Origin of the sequence: Burkholderia sp. AU32262 (assembly GCF_020419985.1) — a bacterium.
Taxonomy (GTDB): Bacteria; Pseudomonadota; Gammaproteobacteria; order Burkholderiales; family Burkholderiaceae; genus Burkholderia; species Burkholderia semiarida.
This window is the reverse complement of record NZ_JAIZRS010000001.1, coordinates 26403-44877: the sequence shown is the minus strand read 5'-3', so window position 1 is coordinate 44877 and position 18475 is coordinate 26403. Positions and strand designations below refer to the sequence as shown.

Annotated in this window: 14 protein-coding genes; 8 read left to right on the top strand and 6 right to left on the bottom strand. The window is 69.4% G+C overall.

All coding sequences use genetic code 11. The annotated features are described in order from the left end of the window. Positions 1–25: 25 nt before the first annotated feature. Both LGN10_RS00150 and LGN10_RS00145 read right to left on the bottom strand, forming a co-directional pair. The gene (locus tag LGN10_RS00150) at positions 26–1813 is read right to left on the bottom strand and encodes an SDR family oxidoreductase (RefSeq protein WP_226221090.1); all 1788 of its coding nucleotides are present in this window, start codon (positions 1811–1813) and stop codon (positions 26–28) included. A 49-nt stretch (positions 1814–1862) separates the two neighbouring features. Beyond that, the gene (locus tag LGN10_RS00145) at positions 1863–2762 is read right to left on the bottom strand and encodes a M24 family metallopeptidase (protein ID WP_226221088.1); all 900 of its coding nucleotides are present in this window, start codon (positions 2760–2762) and stop codon (positions 1863–1865) included. A gap of 498 nt (positions 2763–3260) precedes the next feature. Here LGN10_RS00145 and LGN10_RS00140 point away from each other — a divergent pair, with 498 nt between their 5' ends. Beyond that, positions 3261–4538 (top strand): haloacid dehalogenase-like hydrolase, encoded by a 1278-nt coding sequence (locus LGN10_RS00140; protein WP_124863432.1) that lies wholly within the window; start codon positions 3261–3263, stop codon positions 4536–4538. Between the two features lie 87 nt (positions 4539–4625). Here the strand turns inward: LGN10_RS00140 and LGN10_RS00135 are convergent, their stop codons facing one another. From LGN10_RS00135 to LGN10_RS00125, 3 genes are all read right to left on the bottom strand, one after another. Beyond that, positions 4626–5399, bottom strand: a complete 774-nt coding sequence (locus tag LGN10_RS00135; protein ID WP_059584516.1) for a slipin family protein — start codon at positions 5397–5399, stop codon at positions 4626–4628. Next, the gene (locus tag LGN10_RS00130; RefSeq protein ID WP_226221086.1) at positions 5396–6946 is read right to left on the bottom strand and encodes an NfeD family protein; all 1551 of its coding nucleotides are present in this window, start codon (positions 6944–6946) and stop codon (positions 5396–5398) included. Before LGN10_RS00130 ends, LGN10_RS00135 begins: the two co-directional genes overlap by 4 nt. Positions 6947–7067: 121 nt before the next feature. Beyond that, on the bottom strand, positions 7068–8102 hold the full coding sequence (locus LGN10_RS00125; protein ID WP_226221079.1) for an AraC family transcriptional regulator: 1035 nt from the start codon (positions 8100–8102) through the stop codon (positions 7068–7070). A gap of 137 nt (positions 8103–8239) precedes the next feature. On the opposite strand from LGN10_RS00125, the gene LGN10_RS00120 reads away from it, so the two are divergent. From LGN10_RS00120 to LGN10_RS00095, 6 genes are all read left to right on the top strand, one after another. Next, entirely contained in the window at positions 8240–9373 is a 1134-nt protein-coding gene (locus tag LGN10_RS00120) for an acyl-CoA dehydrogenase family protein (protein WP_059584519.1), read from the top strand. A 198-nt stretch (positions 9374–9571) separates the two neighbouring features. Continuing rightward, positions 9572–11278 (top strand): AMP-binding protein, encoded by a 1707-nt coding sequence (locus LGN10_RS00115; RefSeq protein WP_059640841.1) that lies wholly within the window; start codon positions 9572–9574, stop codon positions 11276–11278. A 112-nt stretch (positions 11279–11390) separates the two neighbouring features. Continuing rightward, positions 11391–12920, top strand: coding sequence for a CoA-acylating methylmalonate-semialdehyde dehydrogenase (locus tag LGN10_RS00110; protein WP_226221078.1), 1530 nt, complete (start codon positions 11391–11393; stop codon positions 12918–12920). 18 nt (positions 12921–12938) lie between these two features. Next, on the top strand, positions 12939–13838 hold the full coding sequence (gene mmsB, locus LGN10_RS00105; protein WP_059640845.1) for a 3-hydroxyisobutyrate dehydrogenase: 900 nt from the start codon (positions 12939–12941) through the stop codon (positions 13836–13838). Continuing rightward, positions 13838–14629 carry an enoyl-CoA hydratase gene (locus LGN10_RS00100; RefSeq protein ID WP_059584526.1) on the top strand — a complete coding sequence of 264 codons (792 nt, stop codon included), beginning with the start codon at positions 13838–13840 and terminating at the stop codon, positions 14627–14629. The genes mmsB and LGN10_RS00100 overlap by 1 nt, the downstream gene beginning before the upstream one ends. Beyond that, a complete protein-coding gene (locus tag LGN10_RS00095) occupies positions 14626–15765 on the top strand; it encodes an enoyl-CoA hydratase/isomerase family protein (protein ID WP_226221077.1) in 1140 nt (379 codons plus the stop codon). Before LGN10_RS00100 ends, LGN10_RS00095 begins: the two co-directional genes overlap by 4 nt. Before the next feature lie 52 nt (positions 15766–15817). On the opposite strand, the gene LGN10_RS00090 is transcribed toward LGN10_RS00095, so the two are convergent. Then, entirely contained in the window at positions 15818–16738 is a 921-nt protein-coding gene (locus tag LGN10_RS00090; RefSeq protein ID WP_060310584.1) for a LysR family transcriptional regulator, read from the bottom strand. Positions 16739–16915: 177 nt separating this feature from the next. Between LGN10_RS00090 and LGN10_RS00085 the strand changes: the two genes are divergently transcribed. Next, positions 16916–18454 carry an MFS transporter gene (locus tag LGN10_RS00085; RefSeq protein WP_226221076.1) on the top strand — a complete coding sequence of 513 codons (1539 nt, stop codon included), beginning with the start codon at positions 16916–16918 and terminating at the stop codon, positions 18452–18454. Positions 18455–18475 lie beyond the last annotated feature (21 nt).

Here is an 18475-nt window from a genome sequence, read left to right as displayed (position 1 = left end):
TCTCCCTGTGCGGCGTCGTGCGCCGTCAATGCGATGCCATGCTGACGCGGGCGATCATCCGGCCCAGCCACGGCATGAAGCGGCCGACGAAGCGCATCGCGTGCGCTTCGCCGCCGACCGCGACGACGGGGCGGTTGCGCAGCACGCCGTCGATCATCGCCTGCGCGACGGTTTCGGGTTTCAGGCCGCGCATCTGGTACAGCCTGGTCGCGCGCTTGCGCAGCCGCGCTTCGTCCTGGGCGCTCGCGCCCGCGTAGTGCGTCGACGCCATGATTCCCGTTTCCGCGAACCCGGGGCACACGGCCGTCACGCCGATGCCCTTCCCGGCGAGTTCCGCGCGCATGCATTCGCTGAGCATCAGCACCGCGGCCTTCGTCGTCGCATACGCGGGCAGGTCGCGCGACGGCCCGAACGCGGCGGCCGACGCGGTGTTGACGATGTGCCCGCCGGCGCCGCGCGCGGCCATCTGCTGCGCGAACAGCCGCGAGCCGTGGATCACGCCCCACAGGTTCACGTGCAGGATGCGCTCCCAGTGCCGCGTGCTCGTGTCGAGGATGCCGCCGGCCATCCCGATGCCCGCGTTGTTGATCACGACGTCCGCGCCGCCGAGTTCGCTGCCGACCCAGGTCGCGAGCGCTTCCATTTCGTCGGCGGACCCGACGTCGACGCGTTTCGCATGCGCGTGCGCACCGGTCAGCCCGATGAGCAGCGCGGTGCGCTCTGCGCTCGCGAGATCGATGTCGCATGCGACGACCGTCGCGCCTTCGCGTGCGAAGGCCAGCGCCGCGCAGCGGCCGATGCCGCTGCCCGCGCCGGTGACGACCGCGACCTTGCCGCTGAAGCGCCCGCTGGTCGCGCGGCGGCGCGCGTTCGCGAGCGCGGGCGGTTCGTCGCCGGATTCGACCGAATCGATCAATTGACCGGCGAGATCCGCGAAGCGCGCGGGATCGGCGAGCGGCAGCCAGTGGCCGGCCGCGACTTCGCGGCGGTAGTACCGCGGCACCCAGCGCGACAGGTTCTCGGACAGCGCGGGGCTCACGTACTTGTCGCCGAGCGGCACGATGGTCTGCACCGGCGCATGCGCATAGCGTTCGCGCGGCGCAAACAGGCAGCGGATGAAGTTCGCACGGTAGAGGCGCACGCCGCGCGCGCCGTCGTCGGCCTGCGTCGGGCGCGGCGTGGCGGGCGTTTTCTCGATCCGGCGCAGCAGGCCCGGCCACGCGCGGCCGAGCCACAGCCGCCAGCCGAGTTCGGGGAGGAGCGGCAGGTGGAACAGGTAGACGTACCACGAGCGCACGAGCTGGCCGCCGAGCCTGGCCAGCGACGCGGGCGTCGGGTGCAGCACGCGTTCGCGCAGCCAGAACCCGACGTGGTCGAGGCACGGGCCCGAGCACGACGTATATGACGCGATACGGCTGGCCAGGCGCGGATCGGTGACGAATTCCCAGCCCTGGATCGCCCCCCAGTCGTGCGCGACGAGGTGCACCGCGCGGCCGGGGCAGAGCGCGTCGATCACCGCGACGAAATCGTCGGTCAGCTTCGCGAGATGGTAGTCGGCCGTGCGCGTCGGCACGCCGGACAGGCCCGCGCCGCGCACGTCGTACGCGATCACGTAGTGTTTGCGCGCAAGCAGCGGCGCGACGTGCCGCCAGACGCTGCTGTCGTCGGGATAGCCGTGCACCAGCACGACCGGCGAGCGGGCCGGGTCGCCCCAGGTGCGCACCGCGAGCGTCAGGTCGCCGGAGGCGACCGCCGTTTCGCTGTGAACCGATTCGAACAGGGCCAGCGGCGCTTCGTCGGAAAGAGGCTGCATCGTGAGTCCGTCGTTCAGGGAGTCGGGAGGAGGGCGCGTGACGTGCGTGTCAAGCGGCGGCCGGCACGTTCGCCGCCGCCTGCGCGCGCTCGGCCTGGCGGCGCTGCCAGCGGCGCACGTGCGGCAGGTCGTCGTCGAGCCAGTACGCGTCGTCGTCGGTGATCACGAGCAGTTCCTCGAATTTCGCGCCGACGCCCGCGAAGCCGAGATGCGGCTCGACGGCCCACAGGCCCGGCACCGGCGCATGCTCGGAGCGGCGGTCGATCGACCACAGCGGCGACCAGCCCTGCTGCTTCGCCGCGCGGCCCTGGTCGAGCAGCAGGTTGCGCGTCGCGTTCAGCCCGAAGCGCGCGACGAAGCGCGGCTTCGACAGCTTGTGGATCTTCGCGACACGATGCGCGAGCACCTTGAACGGATAGGCCTTGTGGCGCGGCTCGACGCCCTGGCGGCGGCACAGCGCGTCGACTTCCTGCGCGACTTCCGCCATCGACCGGCGCGCCTTCACGAGCCGCACGATCATGTCGCGGTGGTCCATCAGGTCGTCCTGCAACTGCTCGAGGATCGGGTTGCGGCCGACGCAGTGCGCGTAGCCGACATCGGCGACGATGCCGTCGAGCACGGGCGCGACGTCGAGGATCACCGGCATGTCGGTTTCGAGCTGACGGTTGCTCGGGAAGAACGCGAGATTGAAGCCGCCCATGTGCTTGAGGCCCGAGAAGCCGTCGAACGCGGTGCGCTCGCCGAACCACGCGAACGGCTTGTGCAGCCAGTCGTGCACGCCGTGATCCTGCAGCCATTCGGTCAGCAGGCGCGCGGCTTCCTTCTCGGTGATGCCGGGGTAGAGCATCGCGCCGACGGTCTCGACGCAGCGGTAGGCCAGTTGCTGGACCGCGCGGAATTGCGGCAGCTCGTCGAGGTGGACTTCCGGCAGCGGGTGGTGGGCGGTCATGATGCGTCTCCATGTGTCGGCCCGCGTTTGCGTGTCGGCGCGATGCGGGTCCTTGTGCAAGGCTGGGCGCTGATCCGGATCGCTTCCGCCGGTGATTCGGAGGCGGATTATTCAGTCAGCATTTAATGTGCCATTGTGTGATGTAACGATAATAGCCGGTTCGACGTCGCGCGCCAGCCCCCGGAGATGAGGGCTTCTCCTAATGAAGGGCCGAAATGGAGGGGTTGCTCTAGGTTTCCGGCGGTCAGGGCCGGATGGCCATCGCTGCGCACGCGTCTCGAGCGGCGGGGGGGGGCCGGCCGGGGAGCGCCGCACGGGCCCCGGATGTCGCGCCGGATCAACTCTCCGTCGCGTCGCGGTGCGACGCTGTCAAATTGCCGAAATAATTTCGTCACATCATGCGCCCGGATTCGAAGCCTTTGCGGCTTCGCGGGGCCGGTGTGTCGCGCGTCGCGCGGGGCGACCGAAGCCGATTCGACATTTCCACGGAGAGAGACCATGCAGCGCCGCCGGTTCATGAACACCCTTGCCGCGGCGACCGCCGCGACGCCGCTGATGCTCAAGGCCGGCACGTCCGGCGCGAAGAGCGTAGCCGCACCGGACGCGCTGGACCCGGGCCGCTGGTCGCCGTTCAACGCCGCGCGCCTGCAGGCGGTGCTCGACCGGCATGGTGTCGCGAGCGCGCACTACGACGGAAAGCGCCGCCCGTATGCGGTGTTCGACTGGGACAACACGTGCATCATGAACGACTGTGAAGAGGCGTTGCTGATGTACCAGATCAACCATCTGCAGTACAAGCTGACGCCGGATGAATTCGTCGGCGTGATGTGGAAGGACGTGCCGAAGGGCGCGTTCATGAAGGACTACACGACCGTCGACGGCAAGCCGGTGACGATGGAGGACCTCGCCGCCGACGTCGAGTCCGATTACCGCTGGCTCCATGCGAACTACAAGGGCCTCGGCGGCGACAAGAGCCTCGACGAGATCCGCGAGACCGACCAGTTCAAGGATTTTCGCGCGAAGCTGTACTTCATGTACGACGCGATCTGCGACACGCATCCGCTCGAAGTCGGCTACAAGTGGATCATCTACTTCTACAAGAACATGACGACCGCCGAGCTGCAGGCGATGGCGGAAGCGTCGAACAACTACGGTATCGGCGACGCGCTGCGCAAGGTCCGCTACGAAAGCCCGAAGACGCTGCCGGGCAAGGCCGGCGTGGTCGCGGACACGCATTTCCACGGCATCCGCATTCACGAGGAAATCCGCGCGGTGATGCATACGCTGCGCGCGAACGGCATCGACGTGTACGTGAGCACCGCGTCGCTCGACGACGTCGTGCGCGTATTTGCCGGCAATCCGAACTACGGCTACGGCGTGCCGCCCGAGAACGTGATCGGCCTGCGTCTCGACATGCAGGACGGCAAGTACACGAGCACCTATCCGGCCGGCTGGCATTTCAACTGGGGGCCCGGCAAGACGGTGGGCATTCGCAACGTCCTCGCGTCGAAGAAGGGCTACGGCCCGCTGCTGGTGTTCGGCGACAGCGACGGCGACGCGTGGATGCTGCGCGATTTCAAGGACACCGCGGCCGGCGTGATCGTCAACCGGATGAAGAAGGGCGAGATCGGCGCGGACAGCAAGCTCGCGGCCGAACAGATCGGCAACCCGGACGCACGCTTCCTGCTGCAGGGCCGCGACGAGCACACGGGCCTGATGATTCCGGACGAGAAGTCGATCAAGTACGGCAAGGCCGAGCGCAAGCTGCTGGCCTGACGCGGGCGGGGCGCCGGGCGGCGGGGCGTCGGCCCCCGCGCCCATCGGCACCGGCCGCGGCGTCATGTGGCCCGGCACGCGCGCGTCTCAACGCTCGCGCGCGGGGCCCAACCGATCCAGCAACGCCCCCAGCAGATCGACCGGCAACGGAAACACGATCGTGGAGTTCTTGTCCGCGGCGATCGTCGTCAGCGTCTGCAGGTAGCGCAACTGCATCGCCTGCGGCTGCAGCGCAAGCCGCTGCGCGGCCTGCAGCAGCTTTTCCGACGCCTGCAATTCGCCTTCCGCGTGAATCACCTTCGCGCGCCGCTCGCGCTCGGCTTCGGCCTGCCGCGCGATCGCGCGGATCATCGTCTCGTTCAGGTCGACGTGCTTGATCTCGACCGTCGACACCTTGATCCCCCACGCATCCGTCTGCGCATCGAGCGTCTTCTGGATGTCCGCGTTCAGTTGCTCGCGCTCGGCGAGCAGCGCGTCGAGTTCGTGCTTGCCGAGCACCGCGCGCAGCGTCGTCTGCGCGAGCTGGCTCGTCGCCTCGAAGAAGCGCGCGACCTGGATCACGGCCTTCTCAGGATCGACGACGCGGAAATACACGACCGCATTGACCTTCACCGACACGTTGTCGCGCGTGATCACGTCCTGCGCGGGCACGTCGAACACGACGGTGCGCAGGTCGATCCGCACGACCTGCTGGACGATCGGGATGATCAGCACGAGCCCCGGCCCTTTCACTTTCCAGAACCGGCCGAGCATGAACACGACCCCGCGTTCGTACTCGCGAAAGATGCGGATCGACGATGCGACGAGCACCACGACGAAGACGATGAGGACGCTGCTGAAGCCGAACGTGTAACCGATCATGAAGGTTCTCCCTGGGGATGGACCGGCGCGGGCACGTCGTAGAGCGGCGCGACCGTCAGCGTCAGCCCGTGGCGGCCGGTCACGCGCACGCGGCAGCCGGCGGCCAGCGGCATGCTGCTCGCCACGCGCCAGCGCTCGCCATGCACGCGCGCCCAGCCGGCGGCCGACGGCGCGGCGCCGGCCGCGCCCGGCGGCTGGTCCGGCTGCAGGCCGTCGTCGAGCACTTCGCCGATGCTGCCGAGCAGCGCCTCGGCACCCGTCACGACCGGGCGGCGCCGCGCGCGCAGCGCGACGCCCGACACGCCCGCGACGAGCAGCCCGCCGCCGAGCGCGAGGCTCGCGATCACGGGCCATGGAATCCCGTAGCCGGGCACGTCGGTGTCGATCAGCATCAGCGCGCCGATCGTGAACGCGACGATTCCGCCGAACCCGAGCACGCCGAAGGTCGGCAGGAACGCCTCCGCGACGAGGCAGCCGAGCCCGAGCAGCACGAGGCCGAGGCCCGCATAGCTGACCGGCAGCAACTGCATCGCGAACAGCCCGACCAGCAGGCAGATCGTGCCGGCGACGCCCGGCAGCACGAAACCGGGGTTCGCGAATTCGAAGAAGAGGCCGTAGATGCCGATCGTCAGCAGGATCAGCGCGACGTTCGGATCGGCGATGATCGCGAGGAAGTGGCTGCGCCAGTCGGGCGCGAGCGCGACGAGCGGCGCGTGCGCGGTCGCCAGACGCAGCGTGCCGGCGGTGGTCGTCACCGCGCGGCCGTCGAGCTGGCGCGCGAGATCGGCCGCGTCCTGCGCGATCAGGTCGACGACGTGCTGCGCGCGCGCCTCGTTCGCCGACAGGCTCACGGCCTCGCGCACCGCGCGCTCGGCCCATTCGGCATTGCGTCCGCGCAACTGCGCGAGGCCGCGGATGTACGCGGAAGCGTCCTGCATCGCCTTGCGGATCTCGGTCGATTGCGTATCGGTCGGCAGCGCGGCCGGCGTGGCGGACGCACCCGATGCACCTGACGCACCGGTGGGATGAGGCGCAGCGGGGGGCGCGCCCGGCGGCGCGGCGCCGCCGATGCCCAACTGCACGGGCGACGCCGCGCCGAGATTGGTGCCGGGCGCCATCGCCGCGAAGTGGCTCGCATAGACGATGTAGGTGCCCGCGCTCGCCGCGCGCGCGCCGCCCGGCGCGACGAATGCGGCGACCGGCACCGGCGAGCCGAGGATGGCCTTGATGATCTGCCGCATCGACGTATCGAGGCCGCCGGGCGTGTCGAGCTGGAGGATCGCGAGCGGCGCGTGCTCGCGAGCGGCGCGCGCGAGCGAACGCACGATGAAATCGGCGCTGGCCGGGCCGATCGCGCCGTTGACGGGAATCACGACGACCGGATGCGCGGCGGGCGCGTCGGCCGATGGCGGCGCGGCGACCGCGGCGCACACGACGAGCAGCGCCGCGAACAGCGCGGCGCGCGCGACCCGCGCGGACAGCGGGTGACGGGGGCGGCCGTCGGCCGCGGCAGGCGCCGGCGGCGGCCCATGACGGTGAAAGCGCATCGGGACGTCCGGGCGGCGCACGGCCGCGTGCCGTCCGGCTCGCGAAAAGGGCGTGGGCCCGATGCTTGAAGATTAGGCGGTTTCGGCCGAAAGCGCGAAGTTGTGGCCGCACCGGCCGGCGTCAGCTTGCGCCGCCGCCGCGCGCGAGCACTTCGTCGCGATAGTCGGCCGGGCTGCGCCCGCTCCATTTGCGGAACGCGCGGTAGAACGCGCTCGGCTCCGCGAACCCGGTCGCGGCCGCGACGTCCGCGATCGTGCGGGCGGGGTCGGCCAGCGCCTCGAACGCGAGATCGCGCCGCAGCGTGTCCTTGATCGACTGGTACGCGTGGCCTTCCTGGTGCAGTTTGCGGCGCAGCGTGGCCTCGGCCACGTGCAGCCGCGCGGCCATCCCGCCCGCGCCCGGCCACGCGGCGGGCGGCATTCCGCGCAGCACCGCGCGCACGCGCTGCGCGAGCGCGTTCGGGTTGCGGTACTTGACGATGAAGCTGGCCGGCGCGTTGCGCAGAAACGTTTTCAGCGTCTTCGTGTTCTGCACGACCGGCAGCGTCGCGAATTCGGGATCGAAATCGACATACGAATCGGGCTCGTTGAAGCGCATGTCGTCGCAGAACATCGACGGGTATTCGTGGTCGGCGGGCGGCGTGTCGCAGCGGAAGCTCGCATGCAGCAGCGGGATGCGCCGGCCGATCAGCCAGCAGGTGAGCCCGTACACGATGATGAAATAGGTCGCGTACGTGAACATCGCGGGTGTCGCGCCGTTGTTGCGGTGCACGAAGCGCAGCCGCACGCGCTGCGGGTTCGCGTCGAGCTCCGCGTGCAGGTCGTCGAGCACGCAGTGCATGAAGTTCACCGCGCGCGCCATCGCGTGCAGCCCGTCGCGCGCGGATAGCGCCGCCTGGCTCATCGCGATGAAGCTGCCGCTGCGCATCGGGTGGCTGTCCTGCCCGAAGAACTCGTCGTCGAGCGTGCGGGCGATTGCGTTCCACAGCGCGCCGTATTGCTGCGCGGACACGCGTGCGCGCGGCTGACCGAGCAGCGCCGGGGCGATGCCCGCTTGCGCGAGCAGCGGCTCGGCCGCGACGCCGCGCCGCGCGGCCAGCGCGACGCTGTACGCGACGAGGCTGATCGCGACGGTTCCCTTGTCTTCCTGCTTCATCGGTGTCGCCGATATGGCAAAAACGCTCAGTGTAAATGAGCGGCGCGAGCATCGAACAGTCGCGCGTGCTTGCCTACACTTGTTGCATCGAAACGCAAGGACGGTCGCGCCCGGCGGCCGCGGGAGACAGCAGCACCATGGACGAGCTTTACACCGAAGACCAGCGGATGATCCGCGACGCCGCGCGCGCGTTCGCCACCGAGAGGCTGGCGCCGAACGCGGCGCAGTGGGACCACGACGCGCACCTGCCCGACGCGATCGTCGCGCAGCTCGGCGAGCTCGGGCTGCTCGGGATGATCGTGCCGCAGGAACTGGGCGGCTCGTATACGGATTACGTCGCCTATGCGCTGGCGATGGAGGAAGTCGCGGCCGGCGACGCCGCGTGCGCGACGATGATGAGCGTGCACAACTCGGTCGGCTGCGGGCCGATCCTCGGTTTCGGCACGCCCGCGCAGAAGGATCGCTGGCTGGCCGACATGGCGGCCGGCCGCGTGATCGGCGCATTCTGCCTGACCGAGCCGCAGGCCGGTTCCGAGGCGAACAACCTGCGCACGCGGGCCGAATTGCGCGACGGCAAATGGGTGCTGAACGGCGCGAAGCAGTTCGTCACCAACGGCCAGCGCGCGGGCGTGGCGATCGTTTTTGCCATGACCGATCCGGAAGCGGGCAAGCGCGGCATTTCCGCGTTCCTGGTGCCGACCGACACACCGGGCTTCATCGTCGGCAAGCCCGAGAAGAAGATGGGCATCCGCGCGTCGGATACGTGCCCGATCACGTTCGAGAACTGCGCGATTCCCGAAGAGAACCTGCTCGGCAATCGCGGCGAAGGGCTGAAGATCGCGTTGTCGAACCTCGAAGGCGGCCGCATCGGCATCGCCGCGCAGGCGCTCGGCATCGCGCGCGCCGCGTTCGACAAGGCGCGCCGCTATGCGGGCGAGCGCGTGCAGTTCGGCAAGCCGATCGCCGAGCACCAGGCGATCCAGCAGAAGCTCGCCGACATGGCCGTGCAGATCAACGCCGCGCGCCTGCTCGTGCATCACGCGGCGAAGCTGCGCACGGCCGGGCTGCCGTGCCTGTCCGAAGCGTCGCAGGCGAAGCTGTTCGCGTCCGAGATGGCCGAGCGCGTGTGCTCGGATGCGATCCAGATCCACGGCGGCTACGGTTATCTCGCCGATTACGAAGTCGAGCGCCACTATCGCGACGCGCGCATCACGCAGATTTACGAAGGCACCAGCGAAGTGCAGCGGATGGTGATCGCGCGGCAGCTGTGAGTCGCGGCGCGCGCCCATCCGGCATCACGCAGTCGAACAAACGGTCGAACGAGCAGGCATACAACGCAGGCACGAGGGCAGCGCGGCAAACGCGGCACGCAGCGACGTGACCGTGCGCCGGGCGACACGGAACCGGGCAGGTGCTGCAGCACCTGCGCCGGTTGACCGCTGGGCATGGAGACTGGACGGAGACGACACATGACGGTACAGGCATTCCTCGACGCACGCGACTTTCTGCTGCGCCATCGCACCGACTACGACACCGCGTATCGCGATTTCGCATGGCCGGTGCTCGACGCGTTCAACTGGGCGCTCGACTATTTCGATCCGATGGCGCGCGGCAACGACCAGCCCGCGCTGTGGATCGTCGATGCGGCAACCGGCACGGGCGACCCGTATTCGTTCGCGCAGATGTCCGAGCGTTCGTCGCGGATCGCGAACTGGCTGCGCTCGATCGGCGTCGCGCGCGGCGACCGCATTCTGCTGATGCTGCCGAACCGTGTCGAGCTGTGGGACGCGATGCTCGCGGCGATGAAGCTCGGCGCGATCGTGCTGCCCGCCACCACGCAACTGTCGCCCGACGACGTGCGCGACCGCGTGCAGATCGGCGGCGCGACCTACGCGATCGTCGACGAGAACGAAACCGCGAAGTTCGAGCAGGCCGGCCTCGGCCTCGAGCAGAAGATCGTCGCCGGCGCGCCGCGCGAAGGCTGGCTCGCGATGAACGACGGCTATGCGGCGAGCGCCGCGTTCGAGCCGGACGCCGTCACGCACGCGAACGATCCGATGCTGCTGTACTTCACGTCGGGTACGACGTCGAAGCCGAAGCTCGTCGAGCATACGCACCGCACCTATCCGGTCGGGCACCTGTCGACGATGTACTGGGTCGGCCTGCAGCCCGGCGACATCCACTGGAACATCAGCTCGCCGGGCTGGGCGAAGCACGCGTGGAGCTGCTTTTTCGCGCCGTGGAATGCGCAGGCGTGCGTGTTCGTATTCAACTACGCGCGCTTCGAGCCGAAGGCCGTGCTCGATGCGCTCGTCAAATACCGCGTGACCACGCTGTGCGCGCCGCCGACCGTGTGGCGCATGCTCGTGCAGCAGCCGCTCGCGTCGTTCGACGTGAAGCTGCGCGAGATCGTCGGCGCGGGAGAGCCGCTGAATCCCGAGATCATCGAGCGCGTGAAGAACGCGTGGGGCATCACGATTCGCGACGGCTACGGCCAGACCGAGACGACCTGCCTGATCGGCAACTCGCCGGGCCAGCCGGTCGTCGCGGGCTCGATGGGCCGGCCGCTGCCCGGCTACCGGATCGCGTTGCTCGACCCGGACGGCGCGCCGGTGACCGAAGGCGAGGTCGCGCTGCCGATCGGCGATGGCGTCGCGCGCCCGGTCGGGCTGATGAAGGGCTACGCGAACAATCCCGACGCGACGGCCCATGCGATGCGCGACGGCCACTACCGCACGTCGGACATCGCGATGCGTCGCGACGACGGCTACTACGTGTACATCGGCCGCGCGGACGACGTGTTCAAGTCGTCCGACTACCGGCTGAGCCCGTTCGAGCTGGAGAGCGTGCTGATCGAGCACCCGGCGATCGCGGAAGCGGCCGTCGTGCCGAGCCCGGACCCGGTGCGGCTGTCGGTGCCGAAGACGTTCGTCACGCTGCGCGAGGGCTATGAAGAAAGCCCCGCGCTCGCGCTGGAGATCTTTCGCTTCTCGCGCGAGAAGCTCGCGCCGTACAAGCGCATTCGCCGCCTGCAGTTCGCGGAGCTGCCGAAGACGATCTCGGGGAAGATCCGCCGCGTCGAGCTGCGCCGCCGCGAAATCGAACGCGGCGACGACGCGAGCGCGCGCATGCCCGGCGAGTACTGGGAAGAAGATTTCGCCGCCGAACTGAAATGACCGGCCGCGGGCCGTGCGCGCCGCATGCCGCGGCGGTCGCCCGCAGCCGAATTGAAACGGTCGCGCGGCGGCATGCCGTTACGTCGCGGCCCACTGCAAGGAGATTGCACTGATGAACGCGAATCCGACGCCCCGTACGGGGCAAGACGTGCCGACGGTCAAGCTGCTGATCGACGGCGCCTTCGTCGAGTCCGCCACGAGCGAGTGGCGCGACATCGTCAACCCGGCGACGCAACAGGTGCTCGCGCGCGTGCCGTTCGCGACCGTCGCGGAAGTCGACGCGGCCGTGCAGGCCGCGCACGCCGCGTTTGCGACGTGGAAGAGCACGCCGATTTCCGCGCGCATGCGCATCATGCTGAAGTTCCAGGATCTGGTGCGCGCGAACCAGCAGCGCATCGCGAAGACGCTGACGGCCGAGCAGGGCAAGACGATTCCCGATGCAGAAGGCGACATCTTCCGCGGCCTCGAAGTGGTCGAGCACGCGTGCTCGATCGGCACGCTGCAGCTCGGCGAATTCGCGGAGAACGTCGCGGGCGGCGTCGACACCTACACGCTGCGCCAGCCGCTCGGCGTGTGCGCGGGCATCACGCCGTTCAATTTCCCCGCGATGATTCCGCTGTGGATGTTCCCGATGGCGATCGTGTGCGGCAACACGTTCGTGCTGAAGCCGTCGGAGCAGGACCCGATGTCGACGATGGAGCTCGTCGAGCTCGCGCTCGAAGCCGGCATACCGAAAGGCGTGCTGAACGTCGTGCACGGCGGCAAGGACGTCGTCGACGCGATCTGCACGCATCCGCTCGTGAAGGCGATCTCGTTCGTCGGTTCGACCACGGTCGGCACGCACGTGTACAACCTCGGCAGCGCGCAGGGCAAGCGCGTGCAGTCGATGATGGGCGCGAAGAACCACGCGGTCGTGCTGCCCGACGCGAACCGCGAACAGGCGATCAACGCGCTCGTCGGCGCGGGTTTCGGCGCGGCCGGCCAGCGCTGCATGGCGACGTCCGTCGCGGTGCTGGTGGGCAAGGCGCGCGAATGGCTGCCGGACATCGTCGCGAAGGCGAAGACGCTGAAGGTCAATGCGGGCTCGGAAGCGGGCACCGACGTCGGGCCGGTCGTGTCGCGCGGCGCGAAGGCGCGCATCCTGTCGCTGATCGACATGGGCATCAAGGAAGGCGCGAAGCTCGAGCTCGACGGCCGCGACGTGAAGGTGCCCGGTTTCGAGGAAGGCAACTTCATCGGGCCGACGATCTTCTCCGGCGTGACGACCGACATGACGATCTACACGCATGAAATCTTCGGGCCGGTGCTGGTCGTGATGGAAGTCGACACGCTCGACGAGGCGATCGCGCTCGTCAACGCGAACCCGATGGGCAACGGCGTGGGCATCTTCACGCAGAGCGGTGCGGCCGCGCGCCGGTTCCAGAGCGAGATCGACGTCGGCCAGGTCGGCATCAACATCCCGATCCCGGTACCGGTGCCGTTCTTCAGCTTCACCGGTTCGCGCGGCTCGAAGCTCGGCGATCTCGGCCCGTACGGCAAGCAGGTCGTGCAGTTCTATACGCAGACCAAGACGGTCACCGCGCGCTGGTTCGACGACGATACGACGGCCGGCCCGGTGAACACGACGATCCGGCTGCATTGAGCGGCGGAGGACACCACCATGAAAATCGGATTTATCGGCCTCGGTCACATGGGCGCGCCGATGGCGCTGAACCTGCTGAAAGCCGGCCACGAAGTGCACGCGTTCGACCTGAGCGCCGACGCATTGCGCGCACTGCAGGACGCCGGCGCGCAGGTGGCCGCGTCGCCGCGCGATGCGGCGTCGGGCGCGACGTTCGTGATCACGATGCTGCCGGCCGCGCCGCACGTGCGCTCGGTGCTCACCGGCGAGAACGGCGTGCTGGCCGGCCTCGGCGCCGGCGCGACGGTGATCGATTCGAGCACGATCGACCCGGCGAGCGCGCAGGCGTTCGGCGCGCTGGTGCGCGAGCACGGCGGCGCGTTCGTCGACGCGCCGGTGTCGGGCGGCACCGGCGGCGCGGCGGCAGGCACGTTGACCTTCATGGTCGGCGGCAGCGACGCGGATTTCGAGCGCGTGAAACCGGTGCTCGCCGGGATGGGCAAGAACATCGTCCACTGCGGCGCGACGGGCATGGGGCAGGTCGCGAAGGTCTGCAACAACCTCGTGCTCGGCATCTCGATGGCGGCGGTGTCGGAGGCGATGTCGCTCGGCGTCGCGCTCGGCATCGACCCGAAGGTGCTGGCCGGCATCGTCAACACGTCGACGGGCCGCTGCTGGAGCTCGGACACGTACAACCCGTATCCGGGCGTGATCGAGACTGCGCCGTCGTCGCGCGGCTACTCGGGCGGCTTCGGCACCGACCTGATGCTGAAGGATCTCGGCCTCGCGAACGACGCGGCGAAGCAGGCGCGCCAGCCGGTCTATCTCGGCGCGCTCGCGCAGCAGCTGTATCAGACGATGAGCAGCCGCGGCGACGGCCAGCTCGATTTCTCGGCGGTGATCCGCCTGTACCAACCGGCCACGAAGAAGGACGCATGATGATCGAACTCGACTACGTCGACGACGGCGCGATCGCGTGCGCGACGCTCAAGCGTCCGCCCGCGAACGCCTTTACCGCCGACGGACTGCGGCAACTGCAGCAAACCGTCGCCGAACTGAATGCGGACCCGCGCGTGCGCGCGCTGGTGATCACCGGCGACGGCCCGAAGTTCTTCAGCGCGGGCGCCGACCTCAACACGTTCGCCGACGGCGATCGCGCGGTCGCGCGTGCGATGGCGTCGCGCTTCGGCGCGGCGTTCGAGGCGCTGCACGACGCACGCGTCGTGACGATCGCGGCGATCAACGGCTATGCAATGGGCGGCGGCCTCGAATGCGCGCTCGCGTGCGACCTGCGGATCGCGGAGACGCATGCGCAGATGGCGCTGCCCGAGCCGTCGGTCGGGCTGCTGCCGTGCGGGCTCGGCACACAGACGCTGCCCTGGCTCGTCGGCGAGGGCTGGGCGAAGAAGATCATCCTGACCGGCGCGCGCGTCGATGCGGCCACCGCACTGCGGATCGGCCTCGTCGAGGACGTGGTCGAAAGCGGCGCCGCGCGCGAGGCGGCACTCGTGCTGGCTCGCAACGTCGCGCGGCAAAGCCCGCATGCCGTGGCCTACAGCAAGGAACTGATCGGCCTCGCGCGCCGCGGCGTGCCGCGCGGCGCGGCGCTCGCGGTCGAGCGCGAACGCTTCGTCGATCTGTTCGACACGGCCGATCCGCGCGAAGGCGTGGCGGCGTTCCTGGGCAAGCGCGCGCCGCAGTGGCGCACCGATGGAGAGCCGCAACGATGAGCACGCCGGTGACGAATCACGATGCATTCGCGGAGCATGCGCCCGAGGTGCTGTTTCGCGTGGTGAACCGCGTGGCGCTGATCACGCTGAACCGGCCGGCCGCGCTCAACGCGCTGTCGTACGCGATGATCGGCGAGCTGGCCGCGCTGTTCGAGCGCTGCCGCCACGACGACCGGATCGTCGCGGTCGTGCTGCGCGGCGCGGGCGAGAAGGGCTTCTGCGCGGGCGGCGACGTGCGCGCGTTGTACAAGATGGTCGCGCAGCGCGAAACCTGGCTGCCGTTCTTCGTCGACGAATACCGGCTCGACTACGCGATCCACACGTTCCCGAAGCCGGTCGTCGCGCTGATGGACGGCATCACGATGGGCGGCGGCATGGGGCTCGCGCAGGGCGCGGCGCTGCGCGTCGCGACCGAGCGCAGCAAGATCGCGATGCCGGAGACGCGCATCGGCCTCGTGCCCGACGTGGGCGCGACGCATTTCCTGTCGCGCATGCCGGCCGAACTCGAACTGTACGTGGGGCTGACCGGCGCGATGCTGTCGGGCGCCGACGCGCTCGCCGCGAAGCTCGCGGACCTCTGCGTGCCGTCCGCGTGGCTCGACACGTTCGAGACGCGCATCGAAAGCGTCAAGTGGGACGGCGATGTGCTGCCGCTGCTGCGCAAGGTGTTCGAGCCGCCGTGCAACGTCGTGCCGCATGCGGCGCTCGACAGCCAGATGCCGTGGATCGTCCGCCACTTCGACAAGCGCTCGACCGTCGAGCGGATCGTCGCGACGCTCACGCAGGATCTGGCGCGCGACGAACTCGCGCGCGAGCACCGCCAATGGCTGCAGGCGACGCTCGACGCGCTCGCGAGCCATTCGCCGACGATGCTCGCGGTGACGCGCGAGGCGCTGCTGCGCGGCCGGCAGATGACGCTCGCGGAATCGTTCCGGATGGAGCTCGGCATCGTCGCGCGTGCGATCGAGGAAGGCGATTTCTGCGAAGGCGTGCGCGCGCATCTCGTCGACAAGGATCGCAAGCCGCGCTGGGCGCCCGCGTCGCTCGTCGAGCTGCGCGCCGAACGCGTGCGGCATTTCCTGACGTCGCCGTGGAAGCTGTTCGCGCATCCGCTCGCCGATCTCGGCGCGGCGTGATCCTTGCGAGATGGCCCGGCGCGCCCGTGCGACGCGTCGGTTTCCATTCATCTCATCGCGGTTCGTCCGCGCGCTCGATCATCGGCGGAATCGCCTGCGCGAGCGCGTCGATCACGCAGCGCGTCTTGCGCGGCAGGTAGCGCGTCTTCGGCCAGATCGCGTGAATGTCGCCTTCACAGACGAAGCAGCGATCGAGCACGACCACCATCTCCCCGCGCTTCACGTATTGATCCAGCAGCCAGCTCGGCACCCACGCGATCCCGAACCCGGCCGCGCCGGCCGCGGCGATCGCCTGCACGTCGTCGAAACTCAGTTGATGCGGCATGTCGATGCGCACCGTCGAGCCGTCCGGCGCGCGCAAATCCCACGGCTGCACCACGCCCGAACGCGAATACGCGATCGTGCGGTGGTGCTTCAGATCGTCGAGCGTCTTCGGCACACCATGGCGCGCGAGATACGACGGCGCCGCGCCGAGGCTGCCGTACTGCGTGCCGAGCCGCCGTACCGCGAGGCTCGTGCTGTCCGCGAGCGTGCCGATCCGCACCGCGAGGTCGATCCCTTCCTCGACGAGATCGACGAATCGGTCGGTGATCGACACGTCGATGCGCAGGTGCGGATAGCTGCGCGCGAGATCGAGCACGATCGGCGTCACGCAGTGGTGCCCGAATGCGAGCGGCACGCTCAGCCGCAGCTTGCCGCGTGCCTCGTGGCGGCCGCAGTCGAGATCGGCTTCCGCCGCTTCCAGTTCCGCGAGCGCGCGCACGCAGCGGTCGTAGTACGCCTGGCCGTCGTCGGTCAGGCTCTGGCTGCGCGTCGTGCGCTGCAGCAGCCGCGCGCCGAGCCGCTTCTCGAGCCGCGCGATCGCCTTGCCGACCGCCGAGCGCGTCATGTCGAGCCGCTCCGCGGCCAGCGCGAAGCTGCCTGATTCCACCACCTGGACGAAGGTCGTTACGCCGTCGAGTCTGTCGGTCATCGCGTTGCGTCGATTGGGTCCGTAAATTCCCCAGTGCGTGGAAATGCGTGCGTCAATGGGGAGGTGAATTCTCACTATAGTACCGATTCCCGCCCAGCGTGCGTCGCCGGCCGCGCGCGGCGAATCCTACTGACCTGGAGGCGCGCGGCCCGTTGCCGGGCCGCCGCGCAAATACGCATGACGCTATCCGACTCCCGCAGGAATGCGGTCGCGCTCGCGGCCGTCTGTCTTACGTCGCTGATGTTCGGCCTCGAGATCTCGAGCGTGCCGGTGATCCTGCCGACGCTCGAACACGTGCTGCATGGCGATTTCAACGGCATGCAGTGGATCATGAACGCGTACACGATCGCCTGTACGACGGTGCTGATGGCGGCCGGCACGCTCGCGGACCGGTTCGGCCGCAAACGCGTGTACGTGATCGGCACCGTGCTGTTCGGCGCGACGTCGCTGCTGTGCGGGCTCGCGCCGAACGTGCCGGTGCTCGTCGCGGGCCGGCTGCTGCAGGGCGCGAGCGGCGGCGCGATGCTGATCTGCCAGATCGCCGTGCTGTCGCACCAGTTCCGCGAAGGGCGCGAGCGCGGCCGCGCATTCGGGATCTGGGGGATCGTGTTCGGCATCGGGCTCGGTTTCGGGCCGATCGTCGGCGGCGCGATCGTCGCGCTCGCGAGCTGGCCGTGGGTGTTTCTCGTCCATGCGCCGCTCGCGGCCGTCGCGCTCGTGCTGATCGGCGGCGCGGTGCGGGAATCGCGCGATCCGCATGCGGGCACGCTCGACGTCGCGGGCATCGTCACGCTGTCGCTCGCGGTGCTCGGCCTTGCCTTCTACATCACCCAGAGCGCCGAACTCGGGCTCGCGAGCGCGGCCGGCCTCGGCGTGCTCGGCGCGACCGTGCTCGCGCTGATCGGTTTCTTCATCGCGGAGCGCGCCAGCGCGCGGCCGATGTTCGACTTCTCGGTGTTCCGGATCCGCGCGTTCACCGGCGCGATCTTCGGCTCGATGGGGATGAATTTCAGCTTCTGGCCGTTCATGATCTACCTGCCGATCTGGTTCCAGGTCGCGCTCGGCTACGACAGCGTGACGGCCGGCCTCGCGTTGCTCGCGTACACGTTGCCGACGCTGATCGCGCCGCCGTTCGGCGAACGGCTTGCGCTGCGGTACGGGCCTGGCGTCGTGATTCCGGGCGGCCTGTTCACGATCGCGGCCGGTTTCGTGCTGATGCGGCTCGGCAGCGCGGCCGTTCACGCAAGCTGGCTGACGATGCTGCCGGGCTGCATGATCGCCGGCATCGGGCTCGGGCTGACCAACACGCCCGTCACCAACACGACGACGGGCGCGGTGCCGTGTGCGCGCGCCGGCATGGCGTCGGGCATCGACATGAGCGCGCGGATGATCTCGCTCGCGCTGAACATCGCGACGATGGGCTTCGTGCTGGTGGCGGGGATCGTCGCGAGCCTGCAGGGCGGGCCGGCCGGCGCGATCGGCGACGCGGCGCTGCGCCGGCTCGCGCAGGAAATCGCAGCGGGCCGCACCGACGGGCTGCAGGCGATCGCGCCGGCGCTCGCGCAGGCCGATCCGAGCGGCGCGGCGCTGCATTCGGCGCTCGTGCACGGCTTCGGCTGGGTGATGCTGTACGGCGCGGCGGGCGTGGCCGTGCTCGCGACCGCGAGCGCGGTGGCGTTCGCGCCGGTGCGGCGCGGGGCGGCCGTGTGCGAATGACGCGGGCGGCGCGCGGCGTAT

Coding starts and splice junctions, on each gene's coding strand:
- LGN10_RS00150 (WP_226221090.1), bottom strand. CDS start 1,813: ATGCAGCCTCTTTCCGACGAAGCGCCGCTGGCCCTGTTCGAATCGGTT.
- LGN10_RS00145 (WP_226221088.1), bottom strand. CDS start 2,762: ATGACCGCCCACCACCCGCTGCCGGAAGTCCACCTCGACGAGCTGCCG.
- LGN10_RS00140 (WP_124863432.1), top strand. CDS start 3,261: ATGCAGCGCCGCCGGTTCATGAACACCCTTGCCGCGGCGACCGCCGCG.
- LGN10_RS00135 (WP_059584516.1), bottom strand. CDS start 5,399: ATGATCGGTTACACGTTCGGCTTCAGCAGCGTCCTCATCGTCTTCGTC.
- LGN10_RS00130 (WP_226221086.1), bottom strand. CDS start 6,946: ATGCGCTTTCACCGTCATGGGCCGCCGCCGGCGCCTGCCGCGGCCGAC.
- LGN10_RS00125 (WP_226221079.1), bottom strand. CDS start 8,102: ATGAAGCAGGAAGACAAGGGAACCGTCGCGATCAGCCTCGTCGCGTAC.
- LGN10_RS00120 (WP_059584519.1), top strand. CDS start 8,240: ATGGACGAGCTTTACACCGAAGACCAGCGGATGATCCGCGACGCCGCG.
- LGN10_RS00115 (WP_059640841.1), top strand. CDS start 9,572: ATGACGGTACAGGCATTCCTCGACGCACGCGACTTTCTGCTGCGCCAT.
- LGN10_RS00110 (WP_226221078.1), top strand. CDS start 11,391: ATGAACGCGAATCCGACGCCCCGTACGGGGCAAGACGTGCCGACGGTC.
- mmsB (WP_059640845.1), top strand. CDS start 12,939: ATGAAAATCGGATTTATCGGCCTCGGTCACATGGGCGCGCCGATGGCG.
- LGN10_RS00100 (WP_059584526.1), top strand. CDS start 13,838: ATGATCGAACTCGACTACGTCGACGACGGCGCGATCGCGTGCGCGACG.
- LGN10_RS00095 (WP_226221077.1), top strand. CDS start 14,626: ATGAGCACGCCGGTGACGAATCACGATGCATTCGCGGAGCATGCGCCC.
- LGN10_RS00090 (WP_060310584.1), bottom strand. CDS start 16,738: ATGACCGACAGACTCGACGGCGTAACGACCTTCGTCCAGGTGGTGGAA.
- LGN10_RS00085 (WP_226221076.1), top strand. CDS start 16,916: ATGACGCTATCCGACTCCCGCAGGAATGCGGTCGCGCTCGCGGCCGTC.